Source organism: Corynebacterium glyciniphilum AJ 3170 (assembly GCF_007673095.1).
Lineage (GTDB): Bacteria > Actinomycetota > Actinomycetes > Mycobacteriales > Mycobacteriaceae > Corynebacterium.
Genome location: NZ_VDYZ01000004.1, coordinates 100,330 through 125,936 on the forward strand (window position 1 = coordinate 100,330; position 25,607 = coordinate 125,936).

Annotated in this window: 24 protein-coding genes and 2 tRNA genes; 21 read left to right on the forward strand and 5 right to left on the reverse strand. The window is 64.8% G+C overall.

Features of this window, described 5'->3' with window-relative positions:
* The first annotated feature begins 7 nt into the window (after positions 1 to 7).
* The 12 genes from FS507_RS05270 to FS507_RS05325 all read left to right on the forward strand — a co-directional run bounded on the left by FS507_RS05270 (position 8) and on the right by FS507_RS05325 (position 15,408).
* Positions 8 to 4,927, forward strand: coding sequence for a phage tail tape measure protein (locus FS507_RS05270; RefSeq protein ID WP_145941755.1), 4,920 nt, complete (start codon positions 8 to 10; stop codon positions 4,925 to 4,927).
* A gap of 19 nt (positions 4,928 to 4,946) precedes the next feature.
* The gene (locus tag FS507_RS05275) at positions 4,947 to 5,792 is read left to right on the forward strand and encodes a hypothetical protein (protein WP_145941756.1); all 846 of its coding nucleotides are present in this window, start codon (positions 4,947 to 4,949) and stop codon (positions 5,790 to 5,792) included.
* Positions 5,789 to 7,372, forward strand: a complete 1,584-nt coding sequence (locus FS507_RS05280; protein ID WP_145941757.1) for a hypothetical protein — start codon at positions 5,789 to 5,791, stop codon at positions 7,370 to 7,372. The genes FS507_RS05275 and FS507_RS05280 overlap by 4 nt, the downstream gene beginning before the upstream one ends.
* Positions 7,342 to 7,716: a hypothetical protein gene (locus FS507_RS05285; RefSeq protein WP_145941758.1), complete on the forward strand. Its 375-nt coding sequence runs from the start codon at positions 7,342 to 7,344 to the stop codon at positions 7,714 to 7,716. The genes FS507_RS05280 and FS507_RS05285 overlap by 31 nt, the downstream gene beginning before the upstream one ends.
* Positions 7,688 to 8,782, forward strand: coding sequence for a hypothetical protein (locus FS507_RS05290; RefSeq protein WP_145941759.1), 1,095 nt, complete (start codon positions 7,688 to 7,690; stop codon positions 8,780 to 8,782). Before FS507_RS05285 ends, FS507_RS05290 begins: the two co-directional genes overlap by 29 nt.
* Complete coding sequence (locus FS507_RS05295; protein WP_145941760.1) at positions 8,782 to 9,369, forward strand: hypothetical protein; 588 nt, start codon at positions 8,782 to 8,784, stop codon at positions 9,367 to 9,369. The genes FS507_RS05290 and FS507_RS05295 overlap by 1 nt, the downstream gene beginning before the upstream one ends.
* A 7-nt stretch (positions 9,370 to 9,376) precedes the next feature.
* Positions 9,377 to 10,630, forward strand: coding sequence for a methyl-accepting chemotaxis protein (locus FS507_RS05300; protein WP_145941761.1), 1,254 nt, complete (start codon positions 9,377 to 9,379; stop codon positions 10,628 to 10,630).
* Between the two features lies 1 nt (position 10,631).
* Positions 10,632 to 12,602, forward strand: coding sequence for an SGNH/GDSL hydrolase family protein (locus FS507_RS05305; protein ID WP_145941762.1), 1,971 nt, complete (start codon positions 10,632 to 10,634; stop codon positions 12,600 to 12,602).
* A gap of 67 nt (positions 12,603 to 12,669) precedes the next feature.
* The gene (locus tag FS507_RS05310) at positions 12,670 to 14,118 is read left to right on the forward strand and encodes a glycoside hydrolase domain-containing protein (protein ID WP_145941763.1); all 1,449 of its coding nucleotides are present in this window, start codon (positions 12,670 to 12,672) and stop codon (positions 14,116 to 14,118) included.
* The gene (locus tag FS507_RS05315) at positions 14,115 to 14,636 is read left to right on the forward strand and encodes a hypothetical protein (protein WP_145941764.1); all 522 of its coding nucleotides are present in this window, start codon (positions 14,115 to 14,117) and stop codon (positions 14,634 to 14,636) included. The genes FS507_RS05310 and FS507_RS05315 overlap by 4 nt, the downstream gene beginning before the upstream one ends.
* A gap of 5 nt (positions 14,637 to 14,641) precedes the next feature.
* Positions 14,642 to 15,064, forward strand: coding sequence for a hypothetical protein (locus tag FS507_RS05320; protein WP_186314564.1), 423 nt, complete (start codon positions 14,642 to 14,644; stop codon positions 15,062 to 15,064).
* A complete protein-coding gene (locus tag FS507_RS05325) occupies positions 15,061 to 15,408 on the forward strand; it encodes a hypothetical protein (protein ID WP_145941766.1) in 348 nt (115 codons plus the stop codon). The genes FS507_RS05320 and FS507_RS05325 overlap by 4 nt, the downstream gene beginning before the upstream one ends.
* 294 nt (positions 15,409 to 15,702) lie before the next feature.
* On the opposite strand, the gene FS507_RS05335 is transcribed toward FS507_RS05325, so the two are convergent.
* From FS507_RS05335 to FS507_RS17555, 3 genes are read right to left on the reverse strand one after another with little or no spacing between them, the layout of a single operon-like run.
* Entirely contained in the window at positions 15,703 to 16,647 is a 945-nt protein-coding gene (locus FS507_RS05335) for a hypothetical protein (RefSeq protein ID WP_145941768.1), read from the reverse strand.
* Between the two features lie 42 nt (positions 16,648 to 16,689).
* Positions 16,690 to 16,926: a helix-turn-helix transcriptional regulator gene (locus tag FS507_RS05340; protein WP_145941769.1), complete on the reverse strand. Its 237-nt coding sequence runs from the start codon at positions 16,924 to 16,926 to the stop codon at positions 16,690 to 16,692.
* Entirely contained in the window at positions 16,923 to 17,087 is a 165-nt protein-coding gene (locus FS507_RS17555) for a hypothetical protein (protein WP_186314565.1), read from the reverse strand. The genes FS507_RS05340 and FS507_RS17555 overlap by 4 nt, the downstream gene beginning before the upstream one ends.
* A gap of 688 nt (positions 17,088 to 17,775) precedes the next feature.
* Here FS507_RS17555 and FS507_RS05345 point away from each other — a divergent pair.
* The 3 genes from FS507_RS05345 to FS507_RS05355 all read left to right on the forward strand — a co-directional run bounded on the left by FS507_RS05345 (position 17,776) and on the right by FS507_RS05355 (position 18,812).
* Entirely contained in the window at positions 17,776 to 17,994 is a 219-nt protein-coding gene (locus tag FS507_RS05345) for a hypothetical protein (RefSeq protein WP_145941770.1), read from the forward strand.
* A gap of 3 nt (positions 17,995 to 17,997) precedes the next feature.
* Positions 17,998 to 18,204: a hypothetical protein gene (locus FS507_RS05350; protein ID WP_145941771.1), complete on the forward strand. Its 207-nt coding sequence runs from the start codon at positions 17,998 to 18,000 to the stop codon at positions 18,202 to 18,204.
* Positions 18,205 to 18,335: 131 nt separating this feature from the next.
* The gene (locus FS507_RS05355; protein ID WP_075815870.1) at positions 18,336 to 18,812 is read left to right on the forward strand and encodes a ribose-5-phosphate isomerase; all 477 of its coding nucleotides are present in this window, start codon (positions 18,336 to 18,338) and stop codon (positions 18,810 to 18,812) included.
* Between the two features lie 27 nt (positions 18,813 to 18,839).
* Here FS507_RS05355 and FS507_RS05360 read toward each other — a convergent pair whose 3' ends face one another.
* Positions 18,840 to 19,058: a hypothetical protein gene (locus FS507_RS05360; RefSeq protein ID WP_145941772.1), complete on the reverse strand. Its 219-nt coding sequence runs from the start codon at positions 19,056 to 19,058 to the stop codon at positions 18,840 to 18,842.
* Positions 19,059 to 19,328: 270 nt separating this feature from the next.
* On the opposite strand from FS507_RS05360, the gene FS507_RS05365 reads away from it, so the two are divergent.
* From FS507_RS05365 to FS507_RS18430, 3 genes are all read left to right on the forward strand, one after another.
* Positions 19,329 to 21,089 carry a pyruvate dehydrogenase gene (locus FS507_RS05365; protein WP_145941773.1) on the forward strand — a complete coding sequence of 587 codons (1,761 nt, stop codon included), beginning with the start codon at positions 19,329 to 19,331 and terminating at the stop codon, positions 21,087 to 21,089.
* 300 nt (positions 21,090 to 21,389) lie between these two features.
* Positions 21,390 to 21,914, forward strand: coding sequence for a hypothetical protein (locus FS507_RS05370; RefSeq protein ID WP_145941774.1), 525 nt, complete (start codon positions 21,390 to 21,392; stop codon positions 21,912 to 21,914).
* A complete protein-coding gene (locus FS507_RS18430) occupies positions 21,911 to 22,372 on the forward strand; it encodes a hypothetical protein (protein ID WP_260853169.1) in 462 nt (153 codons plus the stop codon). Before FS507_RS05370 ends, FS507_RS18430 begins: the two co-directional genes overlap by 4 nt.
* Positions 22,373 to 22,645: 273 nt before the next feature.
* Here FS507_RS18430 and FS507_RS05380 read toward each other — a convergent pair.
* A tRNA-Gly gene (locus tag FS507_RS05380) sits at positions 22,646 to 22,720 on the reverse strand.
* Between the two features lie 231 nt (positions 22,721 to 22,951).
* On the opposite strand from FS507_RS05380, the gene FS507_RS05385 reads away from it, so the two are divergent.
* The 3 genes from FS507_RS05385 (at position 22,952) to FS507_RS05395 (ending at position 25,593) form a co-directional block, all read left to right on the forward strand.
* Positions 22,952 to 23,025 (forward strand) — tRNA-Pro (locus tag FS507_RS05385).
* A gap of 296 nt (positions 23,026 to 23,321) precedes the next feature.
* Entirely contained in the window at positions 23,322 to 24,728 is a 1,407-nt protein-coding gene (gene tig, locus FS507_RS05390) for a trigger factor (RefSeq protein ID WP_145941775.1), read from the forward strand.
* A gap of 262 nt (positions 24,729 to 24,990) precedes the next feature.
* Entirely contained in the window at positions 24,991 to 25,593 is a 603-nt protein-coding gene (locus FS507_RS05395; RefSeq protein WP_145941840.1) for an ATP-dependent Clp protease proteolytic subunit, read from the forward strand.
* The last annotated feature ends 14 nt before the right edge of the window (positions 25,594 to 25,607 follow it).

Here is a 25,607-nt window from a genome sequence, read left to right on the forward strand (position 1 = left end):
GGCCACCATGTCGTCAGTCTGGGTCCCGATCCTGCCGTCCCTCAAGGGATTCACGCAGAAGATCGAGGGAGAGGCACGCTCTGCCTCCCAGCGCGGCGGCAAGGTCGCCACCGACGAATTCGGCAAGGCCGGCGAGTCGTCCGGTAAGGCGATGGCCGACGGGCTCAAGCGCCAGCAGGCCCTGGTATCCCGTGCGTCCAAGACCGTCGGTGACGCTCGCAAGGCCGAGGCCAACGCCTCCGGTGCTGTGCGGACCGCCGAGCTGGAGCTGCAGCGACTGCGGGATCGGGGTGACGCCTCGGCGGCGAAGATCGCCAAGGCCGAGGAGGACCTCGCCGACAAGAAGCGCCGCGCCGAGACCGCCGGCACACGGCTCAACCGGGCAGAGGAGGAGCTCGCCACCGTCCGTGACGGTGGCGAGGCATCCTCCCGCAAACTTATCTCTGCCGAGGACCGTGTCGTCGACGCCCGCAACAAGGTCGAGAAAGCCGCGGGCGAGGTGCGGGTCACCGAGCTGCGGGTCAACGAGGCACGCGAGAAAGCCGAGGCCCGAGCATCCTCCCTGCAGGCAGCCGAGGACAACCTCTCCACCGTGCGCGAGACCTACGGCGAGGACTCCAAGGAAGCCGCGACCGCAGAGCGCCAGGTCGAGACCGCGCGCAAGCAGTCCGAGACCGCTGCCAGGGGCGTCGTCGACGCTGAGAACACCCTGTCCAAGAAAAAGGGTGAACTGCAGACCGCCACCGAAGGGGTGGAGTCCGCCTCGCTCAGCCAGAAGGCCGTGCAGGAGGACCTCACCGAGGCTGTCGACGAGTCATCCGAGTCGATGGAGAAAGCCGACGCCTCGGCAAAGGAATTCGGCAAGACTCTCGACAAGTCAGCTCTCGCCGTCGGCGGACTCGCAGCAGCCGCAGGTGGTGCCCTGGTCGCCATGGGCGTCGAATTCGACGATGCCTTCCGCACCATCCGCGTCGGAACCGGCGCCAGCGGCGAGGCATTCGAGGGGCTCAAAGAGTCTGCACTGTCGGTCATGGACACCGTCCCCGCCATGGACGGCGGCATGTCCCAAATCTCCGAGACCCTCGCAGACCTCAACACCCGGCTCGGCCTGACCGACGAGCCACTGGAGACCATGACCGGGCAGATGGTCGCCCTGTCGAACCTCGGAATCGATGCCGACATCGGCGCGATCTCCAAGGCCATGAACGGATTCGGAATCGAAGCTGCCGACATGCCCGCAGCCCTCGACGAGCTGTTCCAGGTCTCCCAGGCCACCGGTCTCACCGTCACCGAGCTCGCCAACTCCGCAGCCAAGGCAGGCCCGCAGCTGCGCGGCTTCGGCTTCACCATGCAGGACTCCGCTGCCCTGGTCGGGCAGATGGACAAGGCCGGACTCGACGCCGACGGCACCCTGCAGCGGCTCTCCCGCGCCATGGCCGAATTCGCCGACGAGGGGCGGGACGCCCCCGAAGCACTGCAGGAGACCATCACCAGCATCGACGACTTCATAGCCTCCGGCGACGAAGCAGGCGCGATGAACCTCGCAGCCGACCTGTTCGGCACCCGCGGGGCCGCCCAATTCGTCGACGCAGTCAAGACCGGCACCCTCTCCGTCGACGACTTCATGGCAGCCACAGGAGCCACCGAGGACACCATCCTCGGGGTCTCCGAGGAGACCCGCACCATGGGCGAAAGCTTCCAGCTGCTCAAGCAGAAGGGGGCCACCGCCCTACAGCCCATCGCCTCCCAGCTCGTCGACGCGCTGATCCCGGCCATCGAGACCGGCGCACAGAAGCTCGAGGAATTCATGGGCTGGATCCAGGACAACCAGGGCCTGGTCACCGGACTCGCCGTCGGCGTCGGCGCGGCAGCAGCAGCCTTCGTCACCTGGCGAGGAGCAGTCGCAGCGGTCACACTGGGACAGAAAGCCTTCGCCACCGCCACAGCCCTGTCTACCAAGGGCATCAAGGGCATGAACACCGCGATGAAGGCCAACATCTTCGGCCTGATCGCCACAGCCATCATCGGCGTCATCTCCGGCCTAACCTGGTTTTTCACCCAGACCGAACTCGGCCAGGAAATCTGGCAGGGATTCATGGACGTCCTCTCCGGCGCCTGGGAGTGGCTGACCGGCGTATTCGGCCCCGTCTTCTCCTGGCTCGGAGAGACCGTCTCGTCCGTCTGGGACGGCATCAAGATCGGCTGGGACTTCCTCTGGGAAGCCATTCAGACCGCCTGGACCTCCGTCATCAAGCCCGTGCTCGACGCCTTTATGACCGCAGGCCAGGTTCTCTTCGCCATCGTCGGAACAGCCGTGCTGGCACCCCTGATGGTCGCCTGGAACCTCCTGTCCTCGGCGGTCGAGTGGGGCTGGAACACCCTGATCAAACCCGCCTGGGACGCCCTACAGACCGCCGCACAGTGGATGTGGGAGTCCGTCCTCCAGCCCGTCTTCGGCTGGATCCGTACCGGGTGGGAGCTGCTGTCTACCGGCATCCAGTGGTACTACGAAAACGTCATCCTCGTCGCCTGGAACGCGCTGCAGACCGCAGCCATGTGGCTCTGGGAAAACGTCCTGTCGCCAGTATTCGGGTGGATCCGCACCGGGTGGGAAGCGCTATCAAACGGTATCCGCTGGGTCTACGACACCATCATCAAGCCCACCTGGGATGCCCTCGGAAATGCCCTGTCCTGGCTGAATAACACCATCATTCAACCGGTGCTCGGTTGGATCCAGAACCGCTGGGACGACATGGGTGCAGGAATCCGGTGGGTGAAGGACCACGTCATCCAGCCCGTGTTCGATTCCATTGGTTCCGGGCTCGACGTCCTGAAGGGCGTGTTCGAGACCGCAGTCGACGGCATCGGCACCGTCTGGGACGGGCTCAAGGCCGCCGCAGCAGCCCCGGTAAAATTCGTCATCCAGCGAATCTGGAACGATGGCATCCTTGCCGCTTGGAATAAGATCGCGGACTTCGTGCCCCTGCTCGACACTGTCGATCCGTACGAGCCTGACTGGCTCGGTGACTACCACACAGGTACCAGCAGCATCGTTCCCGGTGCCCGCTCTGTGGGGCGAGACAACGTGGACTTCGTCTCGACCGACGGTCGCTACGGAATCAGCCTGGCTGGTCAGGAGGGCATCGCCCACCAGCACGTCGTCGACGGCATCGGCCGGTCGAACTGGGACCATCTCAACGAGGTCGGCCGCACTCGTGGTGCGTCGGCTGTGCGCGAGGAGCTCGGCTCCTTCGCCACTGGCGGAGTGATCGGCGGAGGTAGCCCCGTGCGGGAGGACCTCGGCAGCTTCGCTGATGGCGGCACGCTGCAGATGAACCCGGGCGTGGACGTCACCACTGACATCCAGCGGGCCATGATCTCCGCGGTCGCGCAGGCATTCCCGAACCAGATCGTCACCAGTGCGACGCGGTACGTGGATGTCGGCTCCGGCTACGACAACCACATGGCCGGCAGGGCCGTCGACTTCGCCCCTGACCAGGGACTGGCAAACTGGATCGCCAGCGAGTACCCGGATTCCGCCGAGCTCTTCTGGGACCCGGGCCCCAACCTCAAGAACGGGGCCCCGACGTCTGCGATCGGCGGACACTCCGACCACGTCCACTGGGCGATGGCGTCCATGCCCGACCCCTACACCGGCGAGATCGTCTCCCAAGACGGACCCGGCGGTGGGGGAGGCGGTGGTGGGAACTGGATGTACAACAAGGCAAAAGACATCTGGGACTCTCTCACCAGCCCGATCAGTGGGGCCATCGATGCAGCGATGTCCGGATTCGGCGACACCAAGTTCGCCGAGATCCCCCGCGGCATGTTCGATTCCACCAAGGACGCTGTCTTCGACTGGGTCATGGATAAGGTCCCGTTCGCCTCCGGCCCCAGCGGGGGTTCGAATCTGGATCTGTCCGGGGTCGCAGGAACGAACCGTGAGATGGGAAAGCAACTCGCCGAGCAGGTTGGCTGGACGGGACCGGAATGGGACGCACTGGACCAGCTGTGGACACACGAGTCCGGCTGGGACCACAATGCCCAGAACCCCACATCCACCGCCTACGGCATCCCGCAGTTCCTCGACTCCACCTGGGGCGATTACGGCTTCACCAAGACGTCTGACCCCAAGGAGCAGATCGCTGCTGGTATCTCCTACATCCAGCAGCGACCGGACTACGGCGTGCCAAGCAAGGCATGGAACCTCTGGCAGTCCCGGGACCCGCACTGGTACGAGGAAGGCGGAATCCTACCGCCCGGACTCACACTCGCAGCGAACGGAACCGGCCAGGACGAAGCAGTGCTTAACGCCCAGCAGTGGCGCGACGTCAAGGCGAACCTCGACTTCGCCCTCGCCGTCGCACCGTCCGCTGAATCCTGGGGAACCATGGCACGCGAGATCACCATGGCATTCCAGGGCCGCGACTGGGGATACGGCGAACTCTCCAGCATCCTCGGCGAGGAGCACGCCGAGCAGCTCGTCAACGACGTCGCCGCCATCCGCGGCAGCATCGAAGACGAACTGCTCGACTTCTTCGGACTCTCCGGAACCTGGATGGCCGACCCTTCACTGCTCGACATCTCCTGGGAGGCCCCCGGAGCCGACGACAGTGAGGTCGACGCAGACGAGGACGACCACGACGACGGGCCCGACGTCCCCGGCGACGGACCCGCCGACGACTTCATGGCAAACCCCGCCGCCGGAGTCGCCGCAGTCAACGACTCCCTCGTCGGAGAAGTCCCCGCAGACAGCGCCAGCCAGGCGTCCGCCAGCGAGGTCTCACCCGACAACGACCGAGTCACCCTCGACCGCGACATGGTCGTCAACATCGTCATGGAGAACGTCCAGACCATGGACCCCGACGAGATCGCCCGCGAAACCGCCCGCGAGGCACGCCGCGCACTCGCCGCGTTCCGCTTCTAAGCACCAAGGAGGTACCCGGATGCTCGGCATCAACCGCCCGGCAGTCCTCGTCTGGATCGCCCCCGACGGACGACAGCTCCACCTCGCCGGCGGAGCCGACCAACGCCGCGAGGGCGTCTCCCTCGACGAGGGCCTGGACGGCGTCGGCGGCCTCGAATCCTCACCCACCTTCGAAGCCGCCATCACCCAGATCGGCGAAACCATCGCCGGATGGGAGCACGGCCACGGTGAGGTCGACCTCCCGATCACCATCCTCGGCAAGACCCCGGCAGACATGCAGGCAATCCGCGAGGACCTCAAGCGCATGTTCCCCCTCGGTCGCGCCGGGTGGCTGGCGGTGAACACTCCGGTGACGGGGTGGCGGTGGCTGCGGTGCCATCGTCGCTCCATGAAGCCGGGGCTGTCGAAATCGCCGTACCTGACGTCCACGATGCATCTGGACCTTGTCCTGATCGCCGAGGACCCCAGGGCGGAGACCGCGCCGGTTACGTCACAGTGGCGAAACTCCGGCGACCAGGGCAAGGGGAACTTGTGGGTCACTGGGGGTGACGAGTGGCCGGCATGGCCGACATTCGTCGTCCACGGCCCCGGGCAGGTGACTCTGTCGATGCTTGGGGAGAAGATCCTCCTGCCGGCACTCGATGCCGGCGAGCGCGCACTGCTCCAGACCGACCCGGCCCGCTCGGTGCTGCGGTCCATCGCCGCCGACGGCACGTCGACCAATCGCTGGCCCGACGTCGAGGGCTATCTCTCCCGACCGATCCCGGCAGGGGAGATGACCCGCGTCGGCGTCCGCGTCACCGACGGCAGCCGAGACACCTCGGTCCTGGCGCACACCCGCATCCACATGGAGGGGCTGCTGTGAATCTCACCGAATCACTGCACGATCTGCTGTCCTCTGACAACTCCGAGCGCGATCGCTTCACCGCCCCCGAGCCGCACATCCAGTTCTGGACCGGCAAGGGGCGGCTCAAACTCTGGTCGCCATGCACCAACGCGATCGACTGGGCCTTCGACGAGAAGGACCTCGAGCACGGGTCGTGCAGCTTCAAGCTGCCCGCTGACGACAACTGGACCGAGTACTTCGAGGGCCTGGACCGCTACCTCGCCCGGCTGGTCACCTTCGACTGGCCCGGCGGGTACCGCCCCGCATTCGTCCTCACCAGCTACCGCCGCGTGAGGATCGGCAAGCGCACGTGGTTCGAGGTCACCGGCTCCACCCTCACCGCCTACCTCTCCGCCGTCCACCTGTGGGCCAATCCGCTGATGCCACCGGAGGTGCAGATCTCCGGGGCCTGGCGAGCCATCGGACCGGCATCTACCGCCTGGAAAACGGCACTGACACTGAACCTGGTGCGCCTGCAGGCCAACACCTGGTCCATCCCGATTCGCAATCCGTTCGACCCCGGTTCGTGGGACCTGGTCCGCAATGCGCTGCACCCGATCATGATCAACCCCCGCAGGGTCGGTCTGTTCGATACCTCGGGGTGGATCATGGCCGAGTGGTGCATGGAGACAGCCTGGGACGCCGCGGTGGAGATCGCCGAGGCGCAGGGAATGTCGGTGCGCTGCGACCTGTGGTTACCCGGTGATGTCCAGCCGTTCCCGGAGTGGATGACCCTGACCGAGCCCCGCATCATCGTCGACATGGTCCCCAGCGCCCGGGACATCAATTTCACGGGCACGTTCGTCGACGGGCTGATCCGCGAGGCTATCCAGATCGCCGACGATGCGTTCAGCTGGATCACCTACCCGCTGCTGGAGCCCACAGGCATCATGGACCGCCTGGAGGACCGCCAACAGCTTCGGATCCCGCTGTACCGGTCAGGGGAGTGGTCGCCGGCCACGCAGGCCGACGAGGTCACCCACCTACCGCAGGCCACCCGAGCCACCGTCGGCGGCAAGAGCCCCGGCTGGCTCAACGGCCTGGTCGCCACGACCGTCGGTGCCGGTGTCTCCGCCATCGGCGCCGCGGTCGGCCTGCCCGGTCTGCGCATTGGATTCCTCGAGGAGCTCGCACAGAACCGCCTGTTCGCCTACCACTCGGTCGAAAACCTGAACCTCGCCCGCGAGGCCGGCGACTGGCGACTACGCGAGCGCTTCGCAGGCTCACAGACCACCGCACTGTCGCTGCAGGCAGGTGAGGCGGCGAAATCGACGCTGCACGAGACCCGCGGCTGGGTCTCCCACGAAATCCAGGTCGCCAACGGACAGCCCTACTTCCTCGGCAAGCACCTGGTCCTCGGCATGCCCGTGGCCGTCGAGCGCGAGGACAGCTCCATCGGCGTCGACACCCTCACCGGTGTCTCCGCGTCCGGTGGTCGCGGGGCCACGACCGTCACGCTCACCGTCGCCAGCCCGGAGGAGTCCGAGCCCGGCCTGTACGCACTCAAGAAGATCAGAAAGGCCACCGGATGGATCAACAGACTCGCCCTCCAGAACTGACGGACCAGGTCGACTCGCTGGCCCGCTTCCTCACCGCCGCACCGCTGCCGAACGACACGACCGCGGACATGCCCCCGGAGATCGCCCGACTGCTCGCCGAGTCGATCGTGCGATGGCAGCACGGCGAGATCCGCAAGGACGGCACCTGGCAGCCCCTCGGAGAGGTCACCGCCGACCCCGAGGTCGGCGACGTCCGCGCCGAGACCATCGGCGACGGCACCGTCATCAAGCTCACCCACATACCGACCGGACTCACCGTCTTGGGCGAGTCCGCAGACCGCGCCTGGAACGATCTACGCAGAAAGGTGGCCGAGAATGGCAGCGAAACGCCAGTCGATCAGTGAGGAATTCATCGAGCGGATCAACGCCGACCTCGACATCTTCGGCATCAAGGCTGACCCCTCACAGCCACCGATGACCGAGACCTACCTGCACGTCCGCCGCCGCCAGGACGGATCCGCAGGCGGTGCACGCCTCGCACTGCCCGCATTCCAGGGCGAGAAGGGCGACCCCGGCGAGCCCGTCGTCCACCAGGGCGACCGCACCAGCGCACAGCTCGCCTCACTGCGCGAAGCCCTTGACCACCGGCACCGCAACTGGGCCTTCCGCAACACCGACAACAACGACATGTACGTCTGGAACGGAAGCACGTTCATCGTCTACGAGAACGCGTTCGGCGCCGAGGGTGAGCAGGGCCCGCCACCCGAACTGTGGCCCGGCACCGTCACCATCGAGGGCTACGGCGAACTCGACGACACCCTCGGCGTCCGCATCCGCGGCGCCGACGGCTCCTACACCATCGGCCTCGACCTGCCGAAACTCCCCAAGGGCGACCCCGGCGACCAAGGCCCGCCCGGTGGCATCTACACCAGCCCCGACATCGACGGCGGCCCCACCGACGGACAGATCCTCGTCCACGACGGCGAGTCCGGCAAAATGGTCTGGCGCGACGGCTACCTCGGTCCCCAGCTCTACAGCGTGCCCCCGTCAGCCTTCGGCGACTGGTCCGCCGGCATCTCCGCCTCCCGCCACCACATCACCACCGTCACCATCCCCGCCCAGCCCTTCCGCTACCGCCTGGACTTCTCCGGCGGCGTCGAAATCTCCTCCATCATCGGACAGACCATCGACGTCCAGATCCTCGCCGACGACCCCGACAACGGCACCGTCGTCGGCTGCGCCTGGGGATCCATGGAAGCTACCGGCTGGGTCCACCAACGCTTCGACGCCTTCCACGACATCCCCGTCACACCCGAATCCACCGGGCTACGCGCCGGGGTCGTCGAGGCAGGCACCGAGGTGGAGCTCCACGTCGTGGCCGTGAAGAGCGCGGGTCTGGGTACTGGCTGGCGGGTCGCGTCATCGGGGCGCTCCAACCTGCAGGTGAAGCTGGAGAGGATGTCCGGCTGATGACCTTCTTCCGTGCCCCGCAGCGACAGAGCTTCGACGCCAATATTTTCGAGGAGTCGATGGTCGACTACGGCGAGCAGGTCACCGTCCGGGACGACCTCGGGGCGATCGGCGGCATGCTCGGCTACGGGAATATCTACCACGACCCGAATCAGAGCGATCTGCCGACAAAGTCCTATATGACCGGCAGTGCCAATGAGATCGTCGGCATCACCGGCAATAGGGAGTCCTTTCCCGGTATCGGGGTCACCGCGGAGAAAGACAGCCGGGACCGCTGGGGCCTGCGCATCACCGACGCCGGGGTCTGGCAGCTCACCGTAAACTTCCGGTGCGTCCCAGCCACCCGGTCGGGATACTTCCAGGTCACCACATCCTCCCAACCGAAGTATGCCGGAGACTCCCAAGTGAACAGGTCCAACATCGCCTACGGGAACTTCCACGACGTGATCGTCGCCAACCAGCCCGGGGAGCTCGTCGTCCCCATTGTCATGGGCAGCGAGTCCTGGACCGAGGGCGAGATGAAAATGACGATGTACCGCATCGACGGCGGAGACAGCGGCTTCTCCCAGACCAATCTCCGGAAATGAGGTAGCTATGAGCATCCGCCACGAAATGATCACCGGGCGATGGACACTCCTCGTCGAGGACTCCCACGCAGACGACGACGCCCACCTCGACGAGGTACCCCTCACCGGCACCGTGACATTCACCCCGGTCTGGCCCGAGGGAGTCGTCGCCGCGCCCACCGGCGGAGACGACGAGCCGCTCCGCCTGGTCGCTGCGCAGCCTGTCACCGCACTGGTGGCCGACGGCATCCTCACCGACCTCCAGGGCCGCGAGGGCCAACCCCTGCCCGTCCAGATCGGCGAAGTCGAACTGTGGTGGCGCGCCCGCTTCAACGTCGCCTACGAGGGCATCGAGGTCCCCCTCAACCCGCTACTCTTCGACGCCACCGAGGGCCCCGTCGAGCTCTCCACGCTGATTTCCGCCAAGGGATACCCCGACGACGACCTCTCCGGCCTCGAATCGATCCGAGCTACAGTCCGACGGCAGGCCCGCGAGGTCGCCGAGGCCCTGGACCTCGTCAACCGAGCCGCTGAAAGCGTCGAGGGACTACAGCGCCGCGCAACAGAGGCCATCGAGCAGGCCGAGGCATACGTCCGCCAGGTCAAGGGCCTCGTCGACGACGCCGAGTCCATCCGCACGAACACCAGCGAGATCCGCGACGAGGTCCACGGCTGGTACGAGGCTCTGTCCACCGACACAAAGCGGATCATCGACGCCGTCAACGGACATCTCGACGGTCTCGCCGGCGACGTCACCGCCGATGCCGACCGGGCGAAGCGTGAAGCCGATCGCGCCGGGGAGGCCGCCCGGGTGGAGGTCGACCGGATCAAGGGCGATGCTCCGGAGGCGTACGACACCCTCGAGGAGATCGCGGCGTGGATCGGTGATGCAGAGGACGCCGCCGGTGGTCTGATCCGCAGCATCGCGGAGAAGTCCGACAAAGGCCACGGACATAGCATCTCCGAGGTCGATGGTCTGCAGGACGCCCTGGACGACAAGCTGTCGAAAGCGTCGATGGGCACCCGGGTGTATGGCACGAACTCGGGTGGGAATCAGACGATGCTGTCGTACTCGTCAGCGCCGAACCCCTCGACGCTGGCGTATCGGGGTACCGGCGGCACCCTGCAGGTAGGGGAACCGACCGATGATGTGCACGCCACTACACGGGGCTGGGTCGAGGACCGGGTCCAGACCGTCGAGGACTCCATCCCGACCATCGCCGTGGTCGACGAGCACCCAGCGGACCCGGACGACGGCACGATCTACCTGGTGAGGGAGTGACATGGGCATCATCATTGACGGGCACGCCATCCGGGAGGTCTACGCCGGGTCGGAGAAGATCCGCGAAATCTACCACGGGTCCGACCTGGTCTGGTCGGCTGGTGCACGATCCCGCATGGACTGGCAGTGGGACCGCGCGAGGACCGAACCGCTGCGGATTCTGTTTGTCGGCTCGTCGACGATCCAGGGCCACGGCGTGGCGTGGTCGGAGGGTCTGGTGTACCAGCTCACCGGCTATCTCGCGTCGCACCTGCCCGGGGTCGAGGCCGCGCCGATGGTCAAGCGAACGAGCGGCTCCTACCGGGCAGTCACCGACGGCTTCCACTTCTACGGTCCCGATAGGCAGGCGCTGGTCGAGAGCTTCCAGCCTCACATCGTGGTGCACATGGTGGGCAGCAACGACTACAGCCTGCAACGCTCCCTCGATGGCTACCGCGACGACCTGGTCGCCGTGACCAACAACGTCCTGCGCAACGCCATCAGCGGCGACACTCGGCAGCTGTTCATCCACGCACCGCGCCGGGAGGACGTCGACGATCATGCAGTGGAAAACACCTGGGCGGATTACGGCCGGGTACTGCGGGAAGTCGCCGAAGACACCACCCGAGCGGAGTTCCTGGATGCTGGGGCCCTGTTCGACGAGGCCCGCGGCGACGCCGAAGTATTCGCCAGTGACCGGGTACACCTCAACGAGCGCGGAAACTCGATCCTCGCGCAGGTGATCGCCGAATGGTGGGGCCTCGATGCCCACGAGGACGAGGCCATCTACGGCTTCGACGCTGCCCAGTGGGACCACCTCGACAACCACACCCGCCTGGCGAGCTTCACCCCGGACGACGTCCTGCAGTCGGGCACCCGCATGGCCGCCAGCGGCGACTACCGGCCCACCCTCGAGATCTTCGGCACCGCCGGTATCCGCTCCCTGCGCTTCGACGGCGGTAACCGCAAGATGCAGACCGACGACTGGGGCGGAGTCCAAGCCCTGCCCCTCACCGTCTACGTCGTCGTCAGCCAACTCGCCGGCGGGGGCGGCACCACCTCCCAGCCACTGTGGTCCCGCTCCGGGGTGGACAACGGCTACACCTGGGCGTGGTACGACCGCGACGCCGGAACACTGAAAGCAGCATCCGGGTCAGCCTTGAGCCCAGGCACACCGATCGGTGGTGACCTGCTGACCGAGCCGGTGGTCATCGCGATCAGCTTCCTGCCGTCAGGTCACTCCCGTATCCACCTCAACAGCCTGCAAGGCCAGCAGGTGCCAGTGCAGTCACCGGACCCCAACATGGGCCCCTGGATGCGCTCACTGAAGCTGGGCACCAACTACGGCGAGGCGTCCTGGTCGCAGATGAACGTCCGCGAAATGTGGTGGCACCACGGCGCAGACCCCGACACCGTCGCCAACCGCATCGTCACCCTCGCCGAGAAACACGACATCCCCATCATCGCCCGCGCCGGGACATGGGAGGCAGAAGACAACAGAACGGTCACCCACGCCCCCGCCTGGGCAGACACGCTCCAGATCGTCGCCATCGGCGGCGGAGGCGGAGGGGCTGCAGGCAGCATCGCCAACACCGGCGAGGGCGGCGACGCAGGAACATGGACCCACACCTCCATCCCCGTTACCGCCGGCGATGAGTTCAGCATCTACGCCGGCGGAGGAGGAGAAGGCGGCAACAGCTCCCCAGGTGGTGCCGGGGGCGCCTCAAGCGTCACTGCCTACCCCTCCGAGGACGAGATCCTCAACGCACCTGGTGGTGCTGGAGGAACCCGACGAAACGCGAACACGGCCGGCAAGGCCGCGGGAACCTACAGCGCATTCGGGAGATCATTCGCCGGCGGAGGCCCCGGCACAACCAACAACCTCGGAGAGGCACCCGGTGCCGGCGGAGGCCCCGGAAACGGCGGAATCCCCTTCGCTAGCGGTAAACGAGGAGGCAGAGGCCGTGTCTGGTGGCGCTTCGTCGCCCACTGACCCCCAACCCAACCAACCCCCGGTAACCCACCGGGGGTTTTCTCATGCCCTGAAAGGGGTGACAGCGATGGCAACAGTCATTGATTTCAGCGCCGGATTCCCCTCCGGCAAGGCGATCAAGGCCGCTGGTCACATCGGTGTGGTGTCCTATATCAGTCCTCCGCGTGAGAACTGGATGAAGGCCAAGCCACTCACCAAGGCCAAGGTCGACGAGTACCGCGCCGAGGGGCTGCGCATCGCCACGGTGTGGCAGTACGGCGGAGCCGACAACCCCGACGCCATGCGCGGCGCTGCAGGCGGCAAAGCCGACGCCCAGGCAGCACAGAAGAGGCTCGACGAGATCGGCATGCCCGACGCCCCGGTGTTTTTCGCCGTCGACTTCGACATCAACCTGACTCAGTGGAACGGCACCGCGGTCAAGTACTTCCGCGCCGCGGTCGAGGTCCTGGGCCGCGACCGGGTCGGCATCTACGGCCACAGCAAGGTCGTGCACTGGGCGATGGAGGACGGCGTCGTCGCCACGATCGAGCCGGGCCGCGTGCTCGGCTGGGTCACCAAATCATGGTCCGACGGTGAGACCGGCTCGGACTACGCCGTGCTGTACCAGGGCACCCACAACGTGGCAGGCCCCGACGGCATCGACATCGACGTCAACACCGTCTACCACCGCGACTGGTCGTCCACACCCGGCGACAGCGGAGCCCCATCGGCACCGGTACCCGCCGGAGACTCCAAGCCCAACGTGATGCGCTCCTGGTCCAAGTGCGAGGCATGGGTCACCAAGCTCATGAACAAGCACTACACACCGGGTCGGGGCGGCAAGAAGATCAAGTACATCGTGCGGCACCACAATGCCGGCATCCTGTCGATCGACCAGATCTGGGACGTGTGGCAGCAGCGGCAGGCGAGCGCGCACTACCAGGTCGACCGGTTCGGCATGGTCGGTCAGCTCGTCTGGGACTCCGATACCGCCTGGCACGCCGCCGACACCGTCCGGAATCAGGAGAGCATCGGTGTCGAGCACGCCAACAGCGGGGGCGCGAACCTGGACTGGCCTATTAGCGACGCCACGATCGAGGAGGGCGCGCACCTCGCCGCTGCACTGTGCCTCAAGCACGGGCTGGGTCGACCGGTTTTCGGCCGGAATATCCGCGACCATCTCGAGACCGGCGCGACCAGCTGCCCGTTCCACCTCGCCGACGGTGGGAAGTACCACCGCAAGTGGATGGAGCGGGCGCAGTACTGGTACGACGCGATGCGTCGTGCCCCCATCAGCACCACGACAACCGAGGAGGACCCCGTGGCCGAAGAATTCGCACGCCTGGCCTATGAGCAGGACGTCGGACCAGGGACGAAGGACGGTAAGCACACCTGCGCCGGTTGGGATATCGACTGGCTGATCGGGCAGGGCAAGAGGAAGCTGCGCGAGACCGGCGGCTGCACCATTCCGGAGCTGCTGGCCGTGTGCAACGAGGACAAGCTCCGTTCCATCATCGCAGAAGGGACACAGTCATGAGTGACACCAACAAGAAACTCGTCAACTGGGATAATGACGACTGGCGGCGCAAAGCCTTGTACGCCGGTGTCGTCGTCGCCGCCGTCGTCCTGTCCCTGTTCGGCCTGATCGACCCGGTCGCCATCGATGACACCGTCGAGAAGATCCTCCAGGTCGGCGGACCGCTGATCGGACTGTTCGGAGTCAAGGCCTACCGCAACGTTGACGTGCCGAAACAGAAGCTCGACGCCGAGCGGTCCAAGGCCCGCGAGGAAGCCCGCACCGAGGCGCTGGCCGAGGCCCGCGCCGAGGCAGAGAAGATGCTCGCACAGGTCCGCGCCGAAGCCCGCTCGTCGGCCAACCAGGTCGGCGACATCCTCGCCGCCAAGCTCGACGAGTTGCCCGACTCCGTCCGCAGCAGGGTGTCCGAGGGGATCAGGGCTGTCTACTCCGAGCCCTACGGCAAGCACGACATCCAGGCCGACGACCCGGAGCCCGAGCCTGACCCGGCGGGCCCGGGTCGCTACCCGGGGGCGTGATCGGTATGCCCATCGACCATCTGCCGAAGCGGCTACGTGCCCCGGCGGAGCGGCTGCGGGCGGCGATGATGACCGACGGCACCGGCCTGGTCCTGCTCGGCATCGGCAGCCTGCTGCGCGGCGTGGCTTTCTGGGACTCCGAGCCGACCGACCACCCCGCCGAGAATTTCCTCGGCATGGACCTGTGGGCGCTGATCTGGCTGACCCTGGCGGGCCTGTGCTTCATCGCCGCGACCCGTCCCGGTACTCGTGCCCACCGGTGGGCGTACGCCGCCGCGCTGGGGTTGCACGCCGGGTGGGGCGCATCGCTGCTCGGCGCTGGACTCTGGCTCACCGCATCCTGGTACTGGCTGTTCGGCGCCGCCGTCGGCTGGTCACTGTGGCGGGGATCCAAGCTCGAGTTGGAGATAAGGGAGGTCCGCGAATGATAGATCTGGCCTCCGACGTGATCCGGTATGTCCTGCCCGTCCTGATCACCGGCGTCATCGGCCTGATTGTCGCGAAGCACGGCAAGGGCGACGATGATGACCAGGACGGGGCGGAATCCTCACAGCCGTCGACAGCCGAGCACTGGCAGCAGCTCGTCAGTCAGATGCAGTCCTGGACTGACAAGCGACTCGCTGAGCGTGATGCCAAGATCGAGCGTCTCGACAAGCGGGTGTCCTCCCTGGAGAGCCGCTACCGTGCCGCACTTCAGTTCATCCGCACGCTGCTGCAGCGGCACCCGGACTCGTCTGGCGATATTCCCGCCGAGATCCGCCACGACCTGTAGCGTGATTCTGTGGCGGGGCCCCTAGACCCGCCGCAGGGTCGAGCGCCGCAGCCCCCGCGTGCAGCTCCCCGAAAGCCCCCACCGGACGTGTGCCGGTGGGGGCTTTTCCTAGTTGAAGACTGGGCAATGCACTAGCAACGGGGCGCCTCGTACTTCCACAGATGCCCTGCGCCAATGGTCGCGGCGACCACGGACGGTACAAGAATCAGGGGATTCTCCCCGTTCGTCGTTATCAACCAGTAGGACAAGGCCCCGAAGACAACCCCGATCAGGAGTAGAGCTAGGTTGACGACATCAAGCTTCCGTCGTGGATCCCGTCGTGGAGTCGTCGTCACCTCGGTTCCTCCTATGCCACTCGACGCTGAGGACCGTCCAATAGGTACGGTTCCGTCCGTTCTTCTTGATTCTATCCTCTCTGATGCGAACCCAGAAGATGTCATCTCTGCTGATTGCGAGCCCCTTGGTGACGCTCTTGAGGAAGTCTTCATCCTCTACCGTCGCCTGGCGCGTCTGCCCGCGGGTCTTGACCTTCCACTTCTCTGGGTTGTCGAAGTCGATCGCGGACATCTGGGCTTCTCCCTCGAAAAAGTCTTCGAACTCTTCGATCTCATCGGAAGGGTAGACAGCAGCATAGTCTTCCTTACCCAATGTCGCTACCACCGTTGGCGCGTCGCGGTCATCATCAGCCCCCGGTGTCGTCGGATCAGTGACTTCAAGGCTCGTGACTCGATCGTCATCGAGTGGCTTCATGATCTTCCGGAGCTGCTTTTTCCTGCGCCGAGGGTTCTTATTGAGTGCTTTCCATACCTCAGGGGTGACTTCCTGAGCTGTATTGTCCTGCCATTTGATCTTAATGTTCCCGTTAGGGAGTTCATCAAAATCTGCTACATCTGCCCGGGCAGACCTCGTAGACCAGGCGAAAATTGTCGCCAGCGTCGGCGCACCTCCGACCGCGACAGCCTGGCCATACGCATCGAGCCCATCTGACAACACGCGAAAGACCTCGATCAGGAACGAGCCCTCTTCCGCAGGTTTGACGTAGACCATAGACTCCCCCACAACGTCGGGGTCGTGAAAAACACCTTGTTCGTCGAAGTCCTTTGTAAGTTCCACCAATCCCTGGAGGACATCTGACACGTGCGAAGCGTGAAGCTCGTGGAGGTCACGGCCTTCGCCATCTTCGCCGGCGAATCGAAGGATCATTGAATCGAAGGTGCTCTCGGGGCGCTCGTTATCCATGGGAGCACCATACCGGAGCAGAAAGAAGGTACTACAAGACACCTAATCTCTCGCTGGCCCCCCGGGGGTAACGGGGCGTCCGGGGCGTGCAGCGTGCCATGTGCGGACGGTCTCGGCGTCCCACAGGCTCATGCGGTCGAGGTGCCCGACGGGGGAGGGGGCTTGCTCGCGGGCGACATAGGCGGACCACGTCTTGCGTCCCACGCCGGTGTGCTCGCAGCACTGCCCGGTGGTCCACAGTTCCCGCCCGCTGTCGTTGTCGGTGATGGTGACGTTCACGCCTGGACGTCCTTCTGGCGATTCCGGCGGAGCAGGACGTCGGGGACGACGTTCAGCCCGAGAGCGACGACGAGAGCGACGATGACCCACACGGACGGACCTCCGGCGAGGATGAGGGCCGCGACGATAGCGAGGCCGAGGTATCGAGCGATGGTGCTCATGGTGTTCTCCTTCGGTAGGCTTGTGGGTCGGAGGGCCCCGGGCCCGGCTACTAGCATTAGCCGGGGCCGGGGTTTTCTCATTTGCGGTGCTTCCCTCTGGGCCGCTGGGGGCGGTCTCTGTAGAGGGCGATCCAGCCGGGGAGTCCGGCTAGGGCCGCTATGAGGATTGCAATCCAATCGGTCATGCAACCTCCGATCCACTGTTGAGTTGTCCCGAACCCGTTGTCCGGGACTCGGTGTGAGGGTCTCTCACCCCCTCACAAGAACTACTATACAGTACCGGGACTGCATTGCCAAATCGGACGGTGCCGGACGGGCTTGTGCCGCCAATGTGCCGCCACGCGGTGCCGTAGACCCCGAATATGCTGGATGTGCCGTATGTGTCGTACATGCCCTGACCTGCCACGATGGGGTTATTGCAGGTAGAGCGTGGGGCAGCATTTTTTCGAGCTGAAGAAGAGCCGGACCGAGGACCCGAGCGCCGAATAGGTGGCCTGACCCGGCATTACCGGTCTTCGCCCGGTCGCATACCCCCGGGGGTGAGCGGGATTCAACATTGTCCACCCGGCAGTGTTCCCACGGGATACTATCCCTTGTATCGGCAGGTCAGATGATGCACTGGTGTCACCTGGCGCCGAACCTCTCTCCTCTTCCTGATCACCACACACGTACAAGGGGTATGTAGACCATGGGTTCACTTGAAGGAATCACCGGCATCACCGAAATTCTCGGCGACCTGCTCGAGATCGGTGTCGGCCTGCTCAAGGGCGATCTGACCGTGCTGAGTACAGAAGGCTCGCTGGAGGGCATCTTCGACGGCAGCAGCGAATGGGACCTGACCGGCTCCATCGAGTCCGTCACCGGCTCGCTTTCCGATTCTTCCGCTGGCGGCGGGGCTGAGGGGTAAGCCATGGATTTCGGTCTCATCGAGCAGCTGATCGAGTTCGGCAAGATCATCGGTGGCGTCCTGGGTGGCGACTTCTCCATGCTGAGCACCGAAGGGTCTCTCGCGGGCAACGATTCGGCCGCTGAGGTCGGCGGCAGTCTCGTCGGCTCAGTGATTGGGTCACTGGGGCTGGAAGAAGATCTACAGGAGGCTCTCGGTTCTCTAGGCTAGAACCGGTACCTTTCCGGCGGGTTGGCTGTGGGGCCGGCGTCCATCAGGACGCCGGCCCCACAGCTGCATTCGGGGGCGAAAACTTAGCCACTATCAACTGTCAGCCTCCGGCGTCGGATAAACTCGAGCGCATGCGTATCTACCTCGGTGCTGACCATGCCGGATTCGAGATGAAGAATGTCATCGCGGACCACCTCAAGGAGAAGGGGCACACCGTCGTCGACTGTGGCGCCCACACCTTCGACCCTGAGGACGACTACCCCGCCTTCTGTATCGAAGCCGCCCGCAAGACCGTCGACGACAAAGGATCCCTCGGCATCGTGCTCGGAGGTTCGGGGAACGGCGAGCAAATCGCCGCAAACAAGGTCGTCGGCGCCCGCTGTGCCCTCGCCTGGTCCGTGGAGACCGCCAAGCTGGCCCGCGAGCACAACAACGCCCAGTTGATCGGCATCGGCGGCCGGATGCACTCCGAGTCGGAGATCCTCGACATCGTCGACGCGTTCATTGCGGAACCGTGGTCGGGTGTCGACCGCCACCAGCGCCGGATCGAGATTCTCGACACCTACGAGCAGACCGGCCAGACCCCGGAGATCCCCGAAGCGCAGTAGAAGCCCGTTTCCTCTCAGGAAGCGGGGTCATTCCTCCTGAGGACGACGGTTCCGGGTGGCGTTCCAGTCCTTCACTTCCTCGGCGATCCAGAGAGTCAGGCCGTGGTGTTTGGCGGCAGGCTTAGGGGCCCGGTTTCGGCCCGCGTAGCTGGTGAACGTTCCTCGGGACGTTCCGGCATAGTCGGCACATTCTGCGGCGGTCCACAGTTCGCGGCCACTGTCCGCGTCGATGATCGTGGGCTTCATGGAAACTTACGGTACGTTTCTTTTGCTCTTTCAGTAGTTTTCGCTTCTGGCGGAGCTGAAGAACGGAGGAAAACCGCAGATGGTGCCACTATGGTAACGAAAGGGGAGGTTCGCACGGGGGTAATAAAAAGCCAAAACTATATTTATCTTTCAAGTAGCTGCATCGTGCGCATCGTGAGGTGATCAAGCTCTCCATGCAGCGAATGCGCCATCGGCATAGTGTCGGAGGGGTACTTAACCGATAATCCCTCTCACTCAGGAGCAGTCCACATGGCGCGTAATTATGCGGAACAACTTGTCGCGGCCCTGGAGAAGCAGGGCGTGCGGCGGATCTTCGGCCTCGTCGGCGACAGCCTGAATCCTGTGGTCAATGCGGTGAAACGCAGCAGTATCGAGTGGTTCCATGTCCGCAACGAGGAGGCTGCGGCCTTCGCGGCAGGTGCGGAATCGCAGGTCACCGGAAACCTCGCTGTCTGTGCCGGTTCCTGTGGCCCAGGAAACACGCACCTCGTCCAGGGGCTCTACGATGCCCACCGCAACGGTGCGAAGGTGCTGGCGATCGCCAGCCACATCCCGTCCCAGTTCATCGGCTCCCACTACTTCCAGGAGACGCACCCCGAATCCTTGTTCGCCGAGTGCTCCGGGTACTGCGAGATGGTGAACTCCGCGACCCAGGGTGCGACGATCCTGCACCATGCCATCCAGTCGACGATGGCCGGCAACGGCGTGTCCGTCCTGGTCGTCCCCGGCGATATCGCCGGGGACGAGGCAGTGGAGTCGCCGCAGCTCGACTCCGCCATTGCCGCGGAGCGTCCGGCCATGCACCCCGCGCAGAGCGAGCTCGATGCGCTGGCTGACGCGATCAACAAGTCCAGGAAGGTCACCATCTTCGGTGGCGCAGGGTGTAAGGACGCCCGTGACGAGGTCTTCGCGCTGGCGGAGAAGGTCAAGGCGCCGGTCGGGCACGCCTACGGCGGCAAGGAGTACCTGCACTACGACAACCCGTATGACGTCGGCATGTCGGGCCTGCTCGGCTACGGTGCATGTTCCGAAGCGTTCGACGAAGCTGACCTGTTGATCCTGCTCGGCACGGACTTCCCGTACACGGAGTTCCTTCCGCGCGACACCGAGACCGCCCAGGTCGACATCAAGGGCGGCAACATCGGACGACGCACCACGGTGCGCTACCCGGTCACCGGAGATGTGGCAGCGACGATCACTGACCTGCTGCCTCTGATCGATGAGAAGACCGACGCTTCCTTCCTTGAGTCGATGCTGAAGGTGCAGGAGAAGAACCTGCGGCACGTCATCGACGCCTACACGAAGAACATCGAGCACCACACACCGATCCACCCCGAGTACGTGTCCTACGTGCTCGACGACCTGGCGGACGATGACGCCGTCTTCACTGCTGACACGGGCATGTGCAATGTGTGGCACGCGCGCTACATCACCCCGACGGCGGACCGCACCCTGCTGGCGTCCTTCCGTCACGGCACCATGGCCAACGCGCTGCCGCAGGCGATCGGCGCGGCGGAGGCAGTTGAGGGACGTCGCCAGGTCATCGCCATGTGCGGTGACGGCGGACTCGGCATGCTGATGGGCGAGCTTCTCACCATGAAGCTGCACGAGGTGCCGGTGAAGGCAGTGGTCTACAACAACTCCACCCTGGGCATGGTCAAGCTCGAGATGCTGGTCGCCGGAATGCCCGACTTCGGCACCGACCACGCGAAGGTCAACTACGCCGACATCGCCGAAGCCTGCGGAATCAAGGCGTTCCGCATCGAGGATCCGAAGGACGTCGAGTCGACCCTCAAGGAGGCGCTCGCCTATGACGGCCCGGCGGTGATCGACGTCGTGACGGACCCGAACGCCCTGTCCATCCCGCCGGAGATCTCGCTGGAGCAGGTCGCCGGATTCGCCCGTGCAGCCACCCGTACCGTCCTGGAGGGCGGCGTGGGCAAGATGTTCACGATGGCGAAGTCGAACCTGCGCAACGTGCCGCGCCCCTCCGGGTTCAAGGGACTGTAAACCCCGGCAGGTCGCTCAGTGGGGGCGTACCGGATCCGGTGCGCGGCTGCCGTCATTCCGCCGGAACCGGTACGCTCCCACGCGTCGCCACGAACTGAGGACGCCAGAAGCACTGCTCGCCTATGGGGTCCTCGGACGTAGTATGCGAGGGTTTTTCTGTGAAGTGGTGGGGGAACAAGACAATGTCTTGAACTGGGCGGACGAGACCAGGGAGCGTTACGCGCAGGGATCGGTGTCAGGATTCAGCACACTTCCTGGCAGGATTCTGTGGACACTGAGACCGTCACATATGATTAGCTAATGACGTTCAAGAAACTAACCGCGGCCGCCACCGCCATGCTCACCACACTTGGGCTCACTGCCTGCGGGGGAGATACCGAAGCAGACGAAGTAACGACGAAGTCCTCACGTTCGGCCTTGCCGACCACAAGTGAGTCATCTAGTTCGTGGACTGAATACGATGCCGGGCCAGGTCGCATAGCCGAAGATCCGGTGATTGATGGCGACTACACGGACGACGAGCGTGAGGCCGCGGGCGAGGTTGAATGGCAGCTCTCTAATATCCAGCTGGGAGGCGAGCTTTCTGAAGACGACATCATCCGGTACGCACGGAACATCTGCTGGGGGATGGACAGCGGCAAAACGACCCTGTTGGAACAGATGCAGGAGCTATTCGATCCAGACGGAATACTCCCGAACTTCATGCTCCCCAAGTCCACTGTGGATGTCTTCTGTCCGCAGCACAGTCCAACCGAAGGGGAGTTCAAAGAGATGTATCAGGAGACCGTGGGCGGGGAACTGTGGTACCCGGGAGGTAAGCAGTGATTCGAACGTTGAAGCTGACTGTGGTCGGGGCTGCGCTCGTGGCGTCATTCGTAGTGTCAGCGTGCGGGTCTGCGGATAGTGAGGTTGCTGCGCCATCGACGGTGACGCAGACGGTGGATCGCACGGTCGAGCGGACTGTCATGGTGACGGAGACTCCGACCGAGGAACCCGAGCCCGAGCCTGAGCCGACGTCTTCACCTCGCCCTGCGCCCAGCGGGGCAGGGATGATGGATGAGATCTACGCGCAGATGATGCGTGATGAGGGGATCGAGGTGTCGAACGGGGAGTTCGCGCAGCTGTCCGCATCGGTCTGCGATACGTTCGACAATGGGGGCTCCCAGGCTGACGCGCTTGGGGTTATTCAGGGTGCGACGGGTGAAACCGGGTGGCGGGGCACCCGTATTCTGCAGGCCGCTGTGGTCAATAAATGCGGTCAGCACGTTGATAGCACGTACTGATCAGACTCGAACGAGAACCGCTTCACCTGTTGAAGTGGCGATTCACTTCGTCGAGTAGAAGACCCTCAGTCACAGGTTCCAGGCTGACATGCGGTGGGTCGTCCGCCTCATCGGCGTGAGGAATTCGGCCGGGACCAGAGCGGGGGCGGGGGTAGTGGACCACATGGTGGAGTCGGGCTCCGCGATAGTGGATACACTGAAAAGGCGGGACCTCTGGCGGCGTAAGCCGCTCGAAGTCCCGCCTGAAAACCTACAACGCTGCAGGTCACATAGTGGAGGGAGTGACGGGAATCGAACCCGCGTCTTCAGCTTGGAAGGCTGAGGTATTAGCCACTATACGACACTCCCGTTGGTGCGAGAACGACGATACACCACGATACGGGACCATGGAAACCGGCAGGCAGTGCCACTTAGTGCCACTTGTGAACGGGTGAACACCGCCATCGCGACGAGGAGACGCGGTCTGTCGCACATCCCGTGCCGCACCACGGCTGGTTACGGGCCCCGCTGTTGCCGTGGTTTTACGGCACCCCGTAACATCGTCGCCAGCAGAACTTCTGGAGACATCAGTTCTGCTGCCGGGATATGGCGCAGTTTGGTAGCGCACTCGCTTTGGGAGCGAGGGGTCGTGGGTTCAAATCCCGCTATCCCGACGGGTATCGACCGGATGTCGGTCAGACAGGGTGCTCGGCCAGGCGGCAGCCCCGGGGACGAGAGATAAAGTCCCCGGAGAGCCGACCCCCGTGTCTACCGTCGTCGGCAGCACGATAAAATCGACAGCGACCATTACCGGTGGCAGCCTCCGGCCGTCCTCGCCCGCCCTGTGTTTCACCGTCCGGTGGACCCGCAGTAGGTGGGGTAGTGAGACCCGGAGGTGACGCGGACGGACAATCCCGTGGCTCCGCCGGCCGCAAGTACACAGACCAAGAACACACAGGAGTGTGCATCCGTGAAGAGCTCCGTTGAACAGCTGAGCGCCACCCGCGCCAAGCTCACCGTCGAGGTTCCCTTCGAGGAACTGAAGCCTGAGTTCGACAATGCCTACAAGTCCCTCGCCCAGCAGGTCAGCCTGCCCGGCTTCCGCAAGGGCAAGGTTCCGGCGAAGATCCTCGAGGCCCGTCTGGGTCGCGGATCGATCCTCAATGAAGTTCTCAACGAGATGCTGCCGAGCCGCTACAGCCAGGCCGTCGAAGAGAACGACGTTAAGGCCCTCGGCCAGCCTGAGATCGACATCGCCGAGCTCGAGGACAACGACCACGTCACCTTCACCGCTGAGGTGGACGTCCGCCCCGAGATCGAGGTGCCGGACTTCTCCGACCTCTCCGTCGAGGTGGACGCGCTCGAGGCCGACGAGGAGTCCGTCGAGTCCGAGCTGACCAACCTGCGTGCCCGCTTCGGAACCCTGAAGCCGGTCGAGCGCGCTGTCCAGGACGGCGACTTCGTCTCCATCGACCTCACCGCCACTGTCGACGGCGAGACCGTCGACGAGGCGTCCTCCGAGGGACTGTCCTACGAGGTCGGCACCGCCTCCCTCGTCGAGGGTCTGGATGAGGCGCTCACCGGTCTGACCGAGGGGGAGTCCAAGGAGTTCACCACCACGTTGGTTGCCGGTGAGCACGCCGACAGCGAGGCTCAGGCCACGGTGACCGTCAAGTCCGTCAAGGAGCGCGAGCTGCCCGAGCTGGACGACGACTTCGCTCAGCTGGCCTCCGAGTTCGACACCCTCGACGAGCTGAAGGACTCCCTGAAGTCCCAGGTCGAGGAGCAGCTCAAGGGCCAGCAGGCCGCCGACATCCGTGACAAGGTTCTGGCCGCCGCTCTCGAGAAGACCGAGGTCGCCCTGCCGGAGTCTGTCGTCAAGGAGCAGGTCGACGGTCAGATCCAGCAGCTCGTCAGTCAGTTCGGTGGCGACGAGGCCGTGTTCGAGCAGATGCTCGCCGCCCAGGACATCACCCGCGAGAAGTTCGAGGAGGATGCCCGCGAGGGTGCCGAGGACTCTGTGCGCACCCAGCTGTTCCTGGATGCACTGGCTGACATCGAGAAGCCGGAGGTCTCCCAGCAGGAGCTCACCGACCACATCCTGTTCACCGCACAGCGCTACGGCATGGACCCGAACCAGTTCGTGATGCAGCTGCAGCAGTCCGGTCAGATCGCGAACCTGTTCGCCGACGTCCGCCGCGGCAAGGCTCTGGCCATCAACATCTGCAAGGTCACCGTGAACGACGACAAGGGCACCTCCATCGACCCGAAGGACTTCTTCGGTGAGGAAGCCGACCTCGCCGAGGGTGACGCCGACGCGGCCGGCGAGTCCGCTGAGGCGTCCGACGAGGAGAAGGCCGACAACGCCGACAACTAGGCCCGGCCGACCCAGACTGGTCGTCACCGCCGCGGCTCCGGGAGTTTTCCGGGGCTGCGGCGGTGTTTTTCGTTCACTCCGGTCCGGAGCTCATCGGGGAGTCGACGGAATCAGTGACGCGGAGCGACGTCGGTCAGACCGGCCACCGTGCGCTGACAGCGAACATGGCCCCGGGGAGGGGCGTGGGCACACCGGGTTGACTAGTCTGGTGCACAGTCCAACACGTGAACTTGAGCGAGGAGCATAAGTGAGCACTAACGACATGTCTGCCGGTCAGGCACTGCGCCAGGCGCAGATGGCCTCTACCGCGGGGATGAACCTCAACGACTCGGTGTTCGAGCGTCTGTTGCGCGAGCGCATCATCTTCCTGGGGACCCAGGTCGACGATGAGATCGCCAACAAGCTCTGCGCACAGATCCTGCTGCTCAGCGCGGAGGATCCCGAGAGGGACATTTCGCTGTACATCAATTCGCCGGGTGGGTCGGTCACCGCCGGCATGGCGATTTTCGACACGATGCAGTTCGCGCCGTGCGACGTCGCCACCTACGGCATGGGCTTGGCCGCCTCGATGGGACAGTTCCTGCTGTCGGCCGGCACGAAGGGCAAGCGTTACGCGTTGCCGCACGCCCGCATTATGATGCACCAGCCGTCGGCGGGTGTCGGTGGCACCGCCGCTGACATCGCCATTCAGGCGGAGCAGTTCGCGCAGACGAAGCGTGAGATGGCGGAGTTGATCGCCGAGCACACCGGCCAGTCGCTGGAGCAGATCCAGAAGGACTCCGACCGTGACCGCTGGTTCACCGCCCAGCAGGCACTCGAGTACGGCTTCGTCGACCACGTGATCAGCTCGGCGAAGGAGCAGTAAGTAGAGATGGAAAG

What these genes read in the sequence shown, in the direction of transcription:
- FS507_RS05335 (WP_145941768.1), bottom strand. Translation starts at nt 16,647, where the DNA reads ATGGATAACGAGCGCCCCGAGAGCACCTTCGATTCAATGATCCTTCGA.
- FS507_RS05310 (WP_145941763.1), top strand. Translation starts at nt 12,670, where the DNA reads ATGGCAACAGTCATTGATTTCAGCGCCGGATTCCCCTCCGGCAAGGCG.
- FS507_RS05305 (WP_145941762.1), top strand. Translation starts at nt 10,632, where the DNA reads ATGGGCATCATCATTGACGGGCACGCCATCCGGGAGGTCTACGCCGGG.
- FS507_RS05275 (WP_145941756.1), top strand. Translation starts at nt 4,947, where the DNA reads ATGCTCGGCATCAACCGCCCGGCAGTCCTCGTCTGGATCGCCCCCGAC.
- FS507_RS05370 (WP_145941774.1), top strand. Translation starts at nt 21,390, where the DNA reads ATGACGTTCAAGAAACTAACCGCGGCCGCCACCGCCATGCTCACCACA.
- FS507_RS05295 (WP_145941760.1), top strand. Translation starts at nt 8,782, where the DNA reads ATGACCTTCTTCCGTGCCCCGCAGCGACAGAGCTTCGACGCCAATATT.
- FS507_RS05285 (WP_145941758.1), top strand. Translation starts at nt 7,342, where the DNA reads ATGGATCAACAGACTCGCCCTCCAGAACTGACGGACCAGGTCGACTCG.
- FS507_RS05360 (WP_145941772.1), bottom strand. Translation starts at nt 19,058, where the DNA reads ATGAAGCCCACGATCATCGACGCGGACAGTGGCCGCGAACTGTGGACC.
- FS507_RS05315 (WP_145941764.1), top strand. Translation starts at nt 14,115, where the DNA reads ATGAGTGACACCAACAAGAAACTCGTCAACTGGGATAATGACGACTGG.
- FS507_RS05395 (WP_145941840.1), top strand. Translation starts at nt 24,991, where the DNA reads ATGTCTGCCGGTCAGGCACTGCGCCAGGCGCAGATGGCCTCTACCGCG.
- FS507_RS05345 (WP_145941770.1), top strand. Translation starts at nt 17,776, where the DNA reads ATGGGTTCACTTGAAGGAATCACCGGCATCACCGAAATTCTCGGCGAC.
- FS507_RS05365 (WP_145941773.1), top strand. Translation starts at nt 19,329, where the DNA reads ATGGCGCGTAATTATGCGGAACAACTTGTCGCGGCCCTGGAGAAGCAG.
- FS507_RS05325 (WP_145941766.1), top strand. Translation starts at nt 15,061, where the DNA reads ATGATAGATCTGGCCTCCGACGTGATCCGGTATGTCCTGCCCGTCCTG.
- FS507_RS05300 (WP_145941761.1), top strand. Translation starts at nt 9,377, where the DNA reads ATGAGCATCCGCCACGAAATGATCACCGGGCGATGGACACTCCTCGTC.
- FS507_RS05350 (WP_145941771.1), top strand. Translation starts at nt 17,998, where the DNA reads ATGGATTTCGGTCTCATCGAGCAGCTGATCGAGTTCGGCAAGATCATC.
- FS507_RS05290 (WP_145941759.1), top strand. Translation starts at nt 7,688, where the DNA reads ATGGCAGCGAAACGCCAGTCGATCAGTGAGGAATTCATCGAGCGGATC.
- FS507_RS05270 (WP_145941755.1), top strand. Translation starts at nt 8, where the DNA reads ATGTCGTCAGTCTGGGTCCCGATCCTGCCGTCCCTCAAGGGATTCACG.
- FS507_RS17555 (WP_186314565.1), bottom strand. Translation starts at nt 17,087, where the DNA reads ATGAGCACCATCGCTCGATACCTCGGCCTCGCTATCGTCGCGGCCCTC.
- FS507_RS05355 (WP_075815870.1), top strand. Translation starts at nt 18,336, where the DNA reads ATGCGTATCTACCTCGGTGCTGACCATGCCGGATTCGAGATGAAGAAT.
- FS507_RS05320 (WP_186314564.1), top strand. Translation starts at nt 14,642, where the DNA reads ATGCCCATCGACCATCTGCCGAAGCGGCTACGTGCCCCGGCGGAGCGG.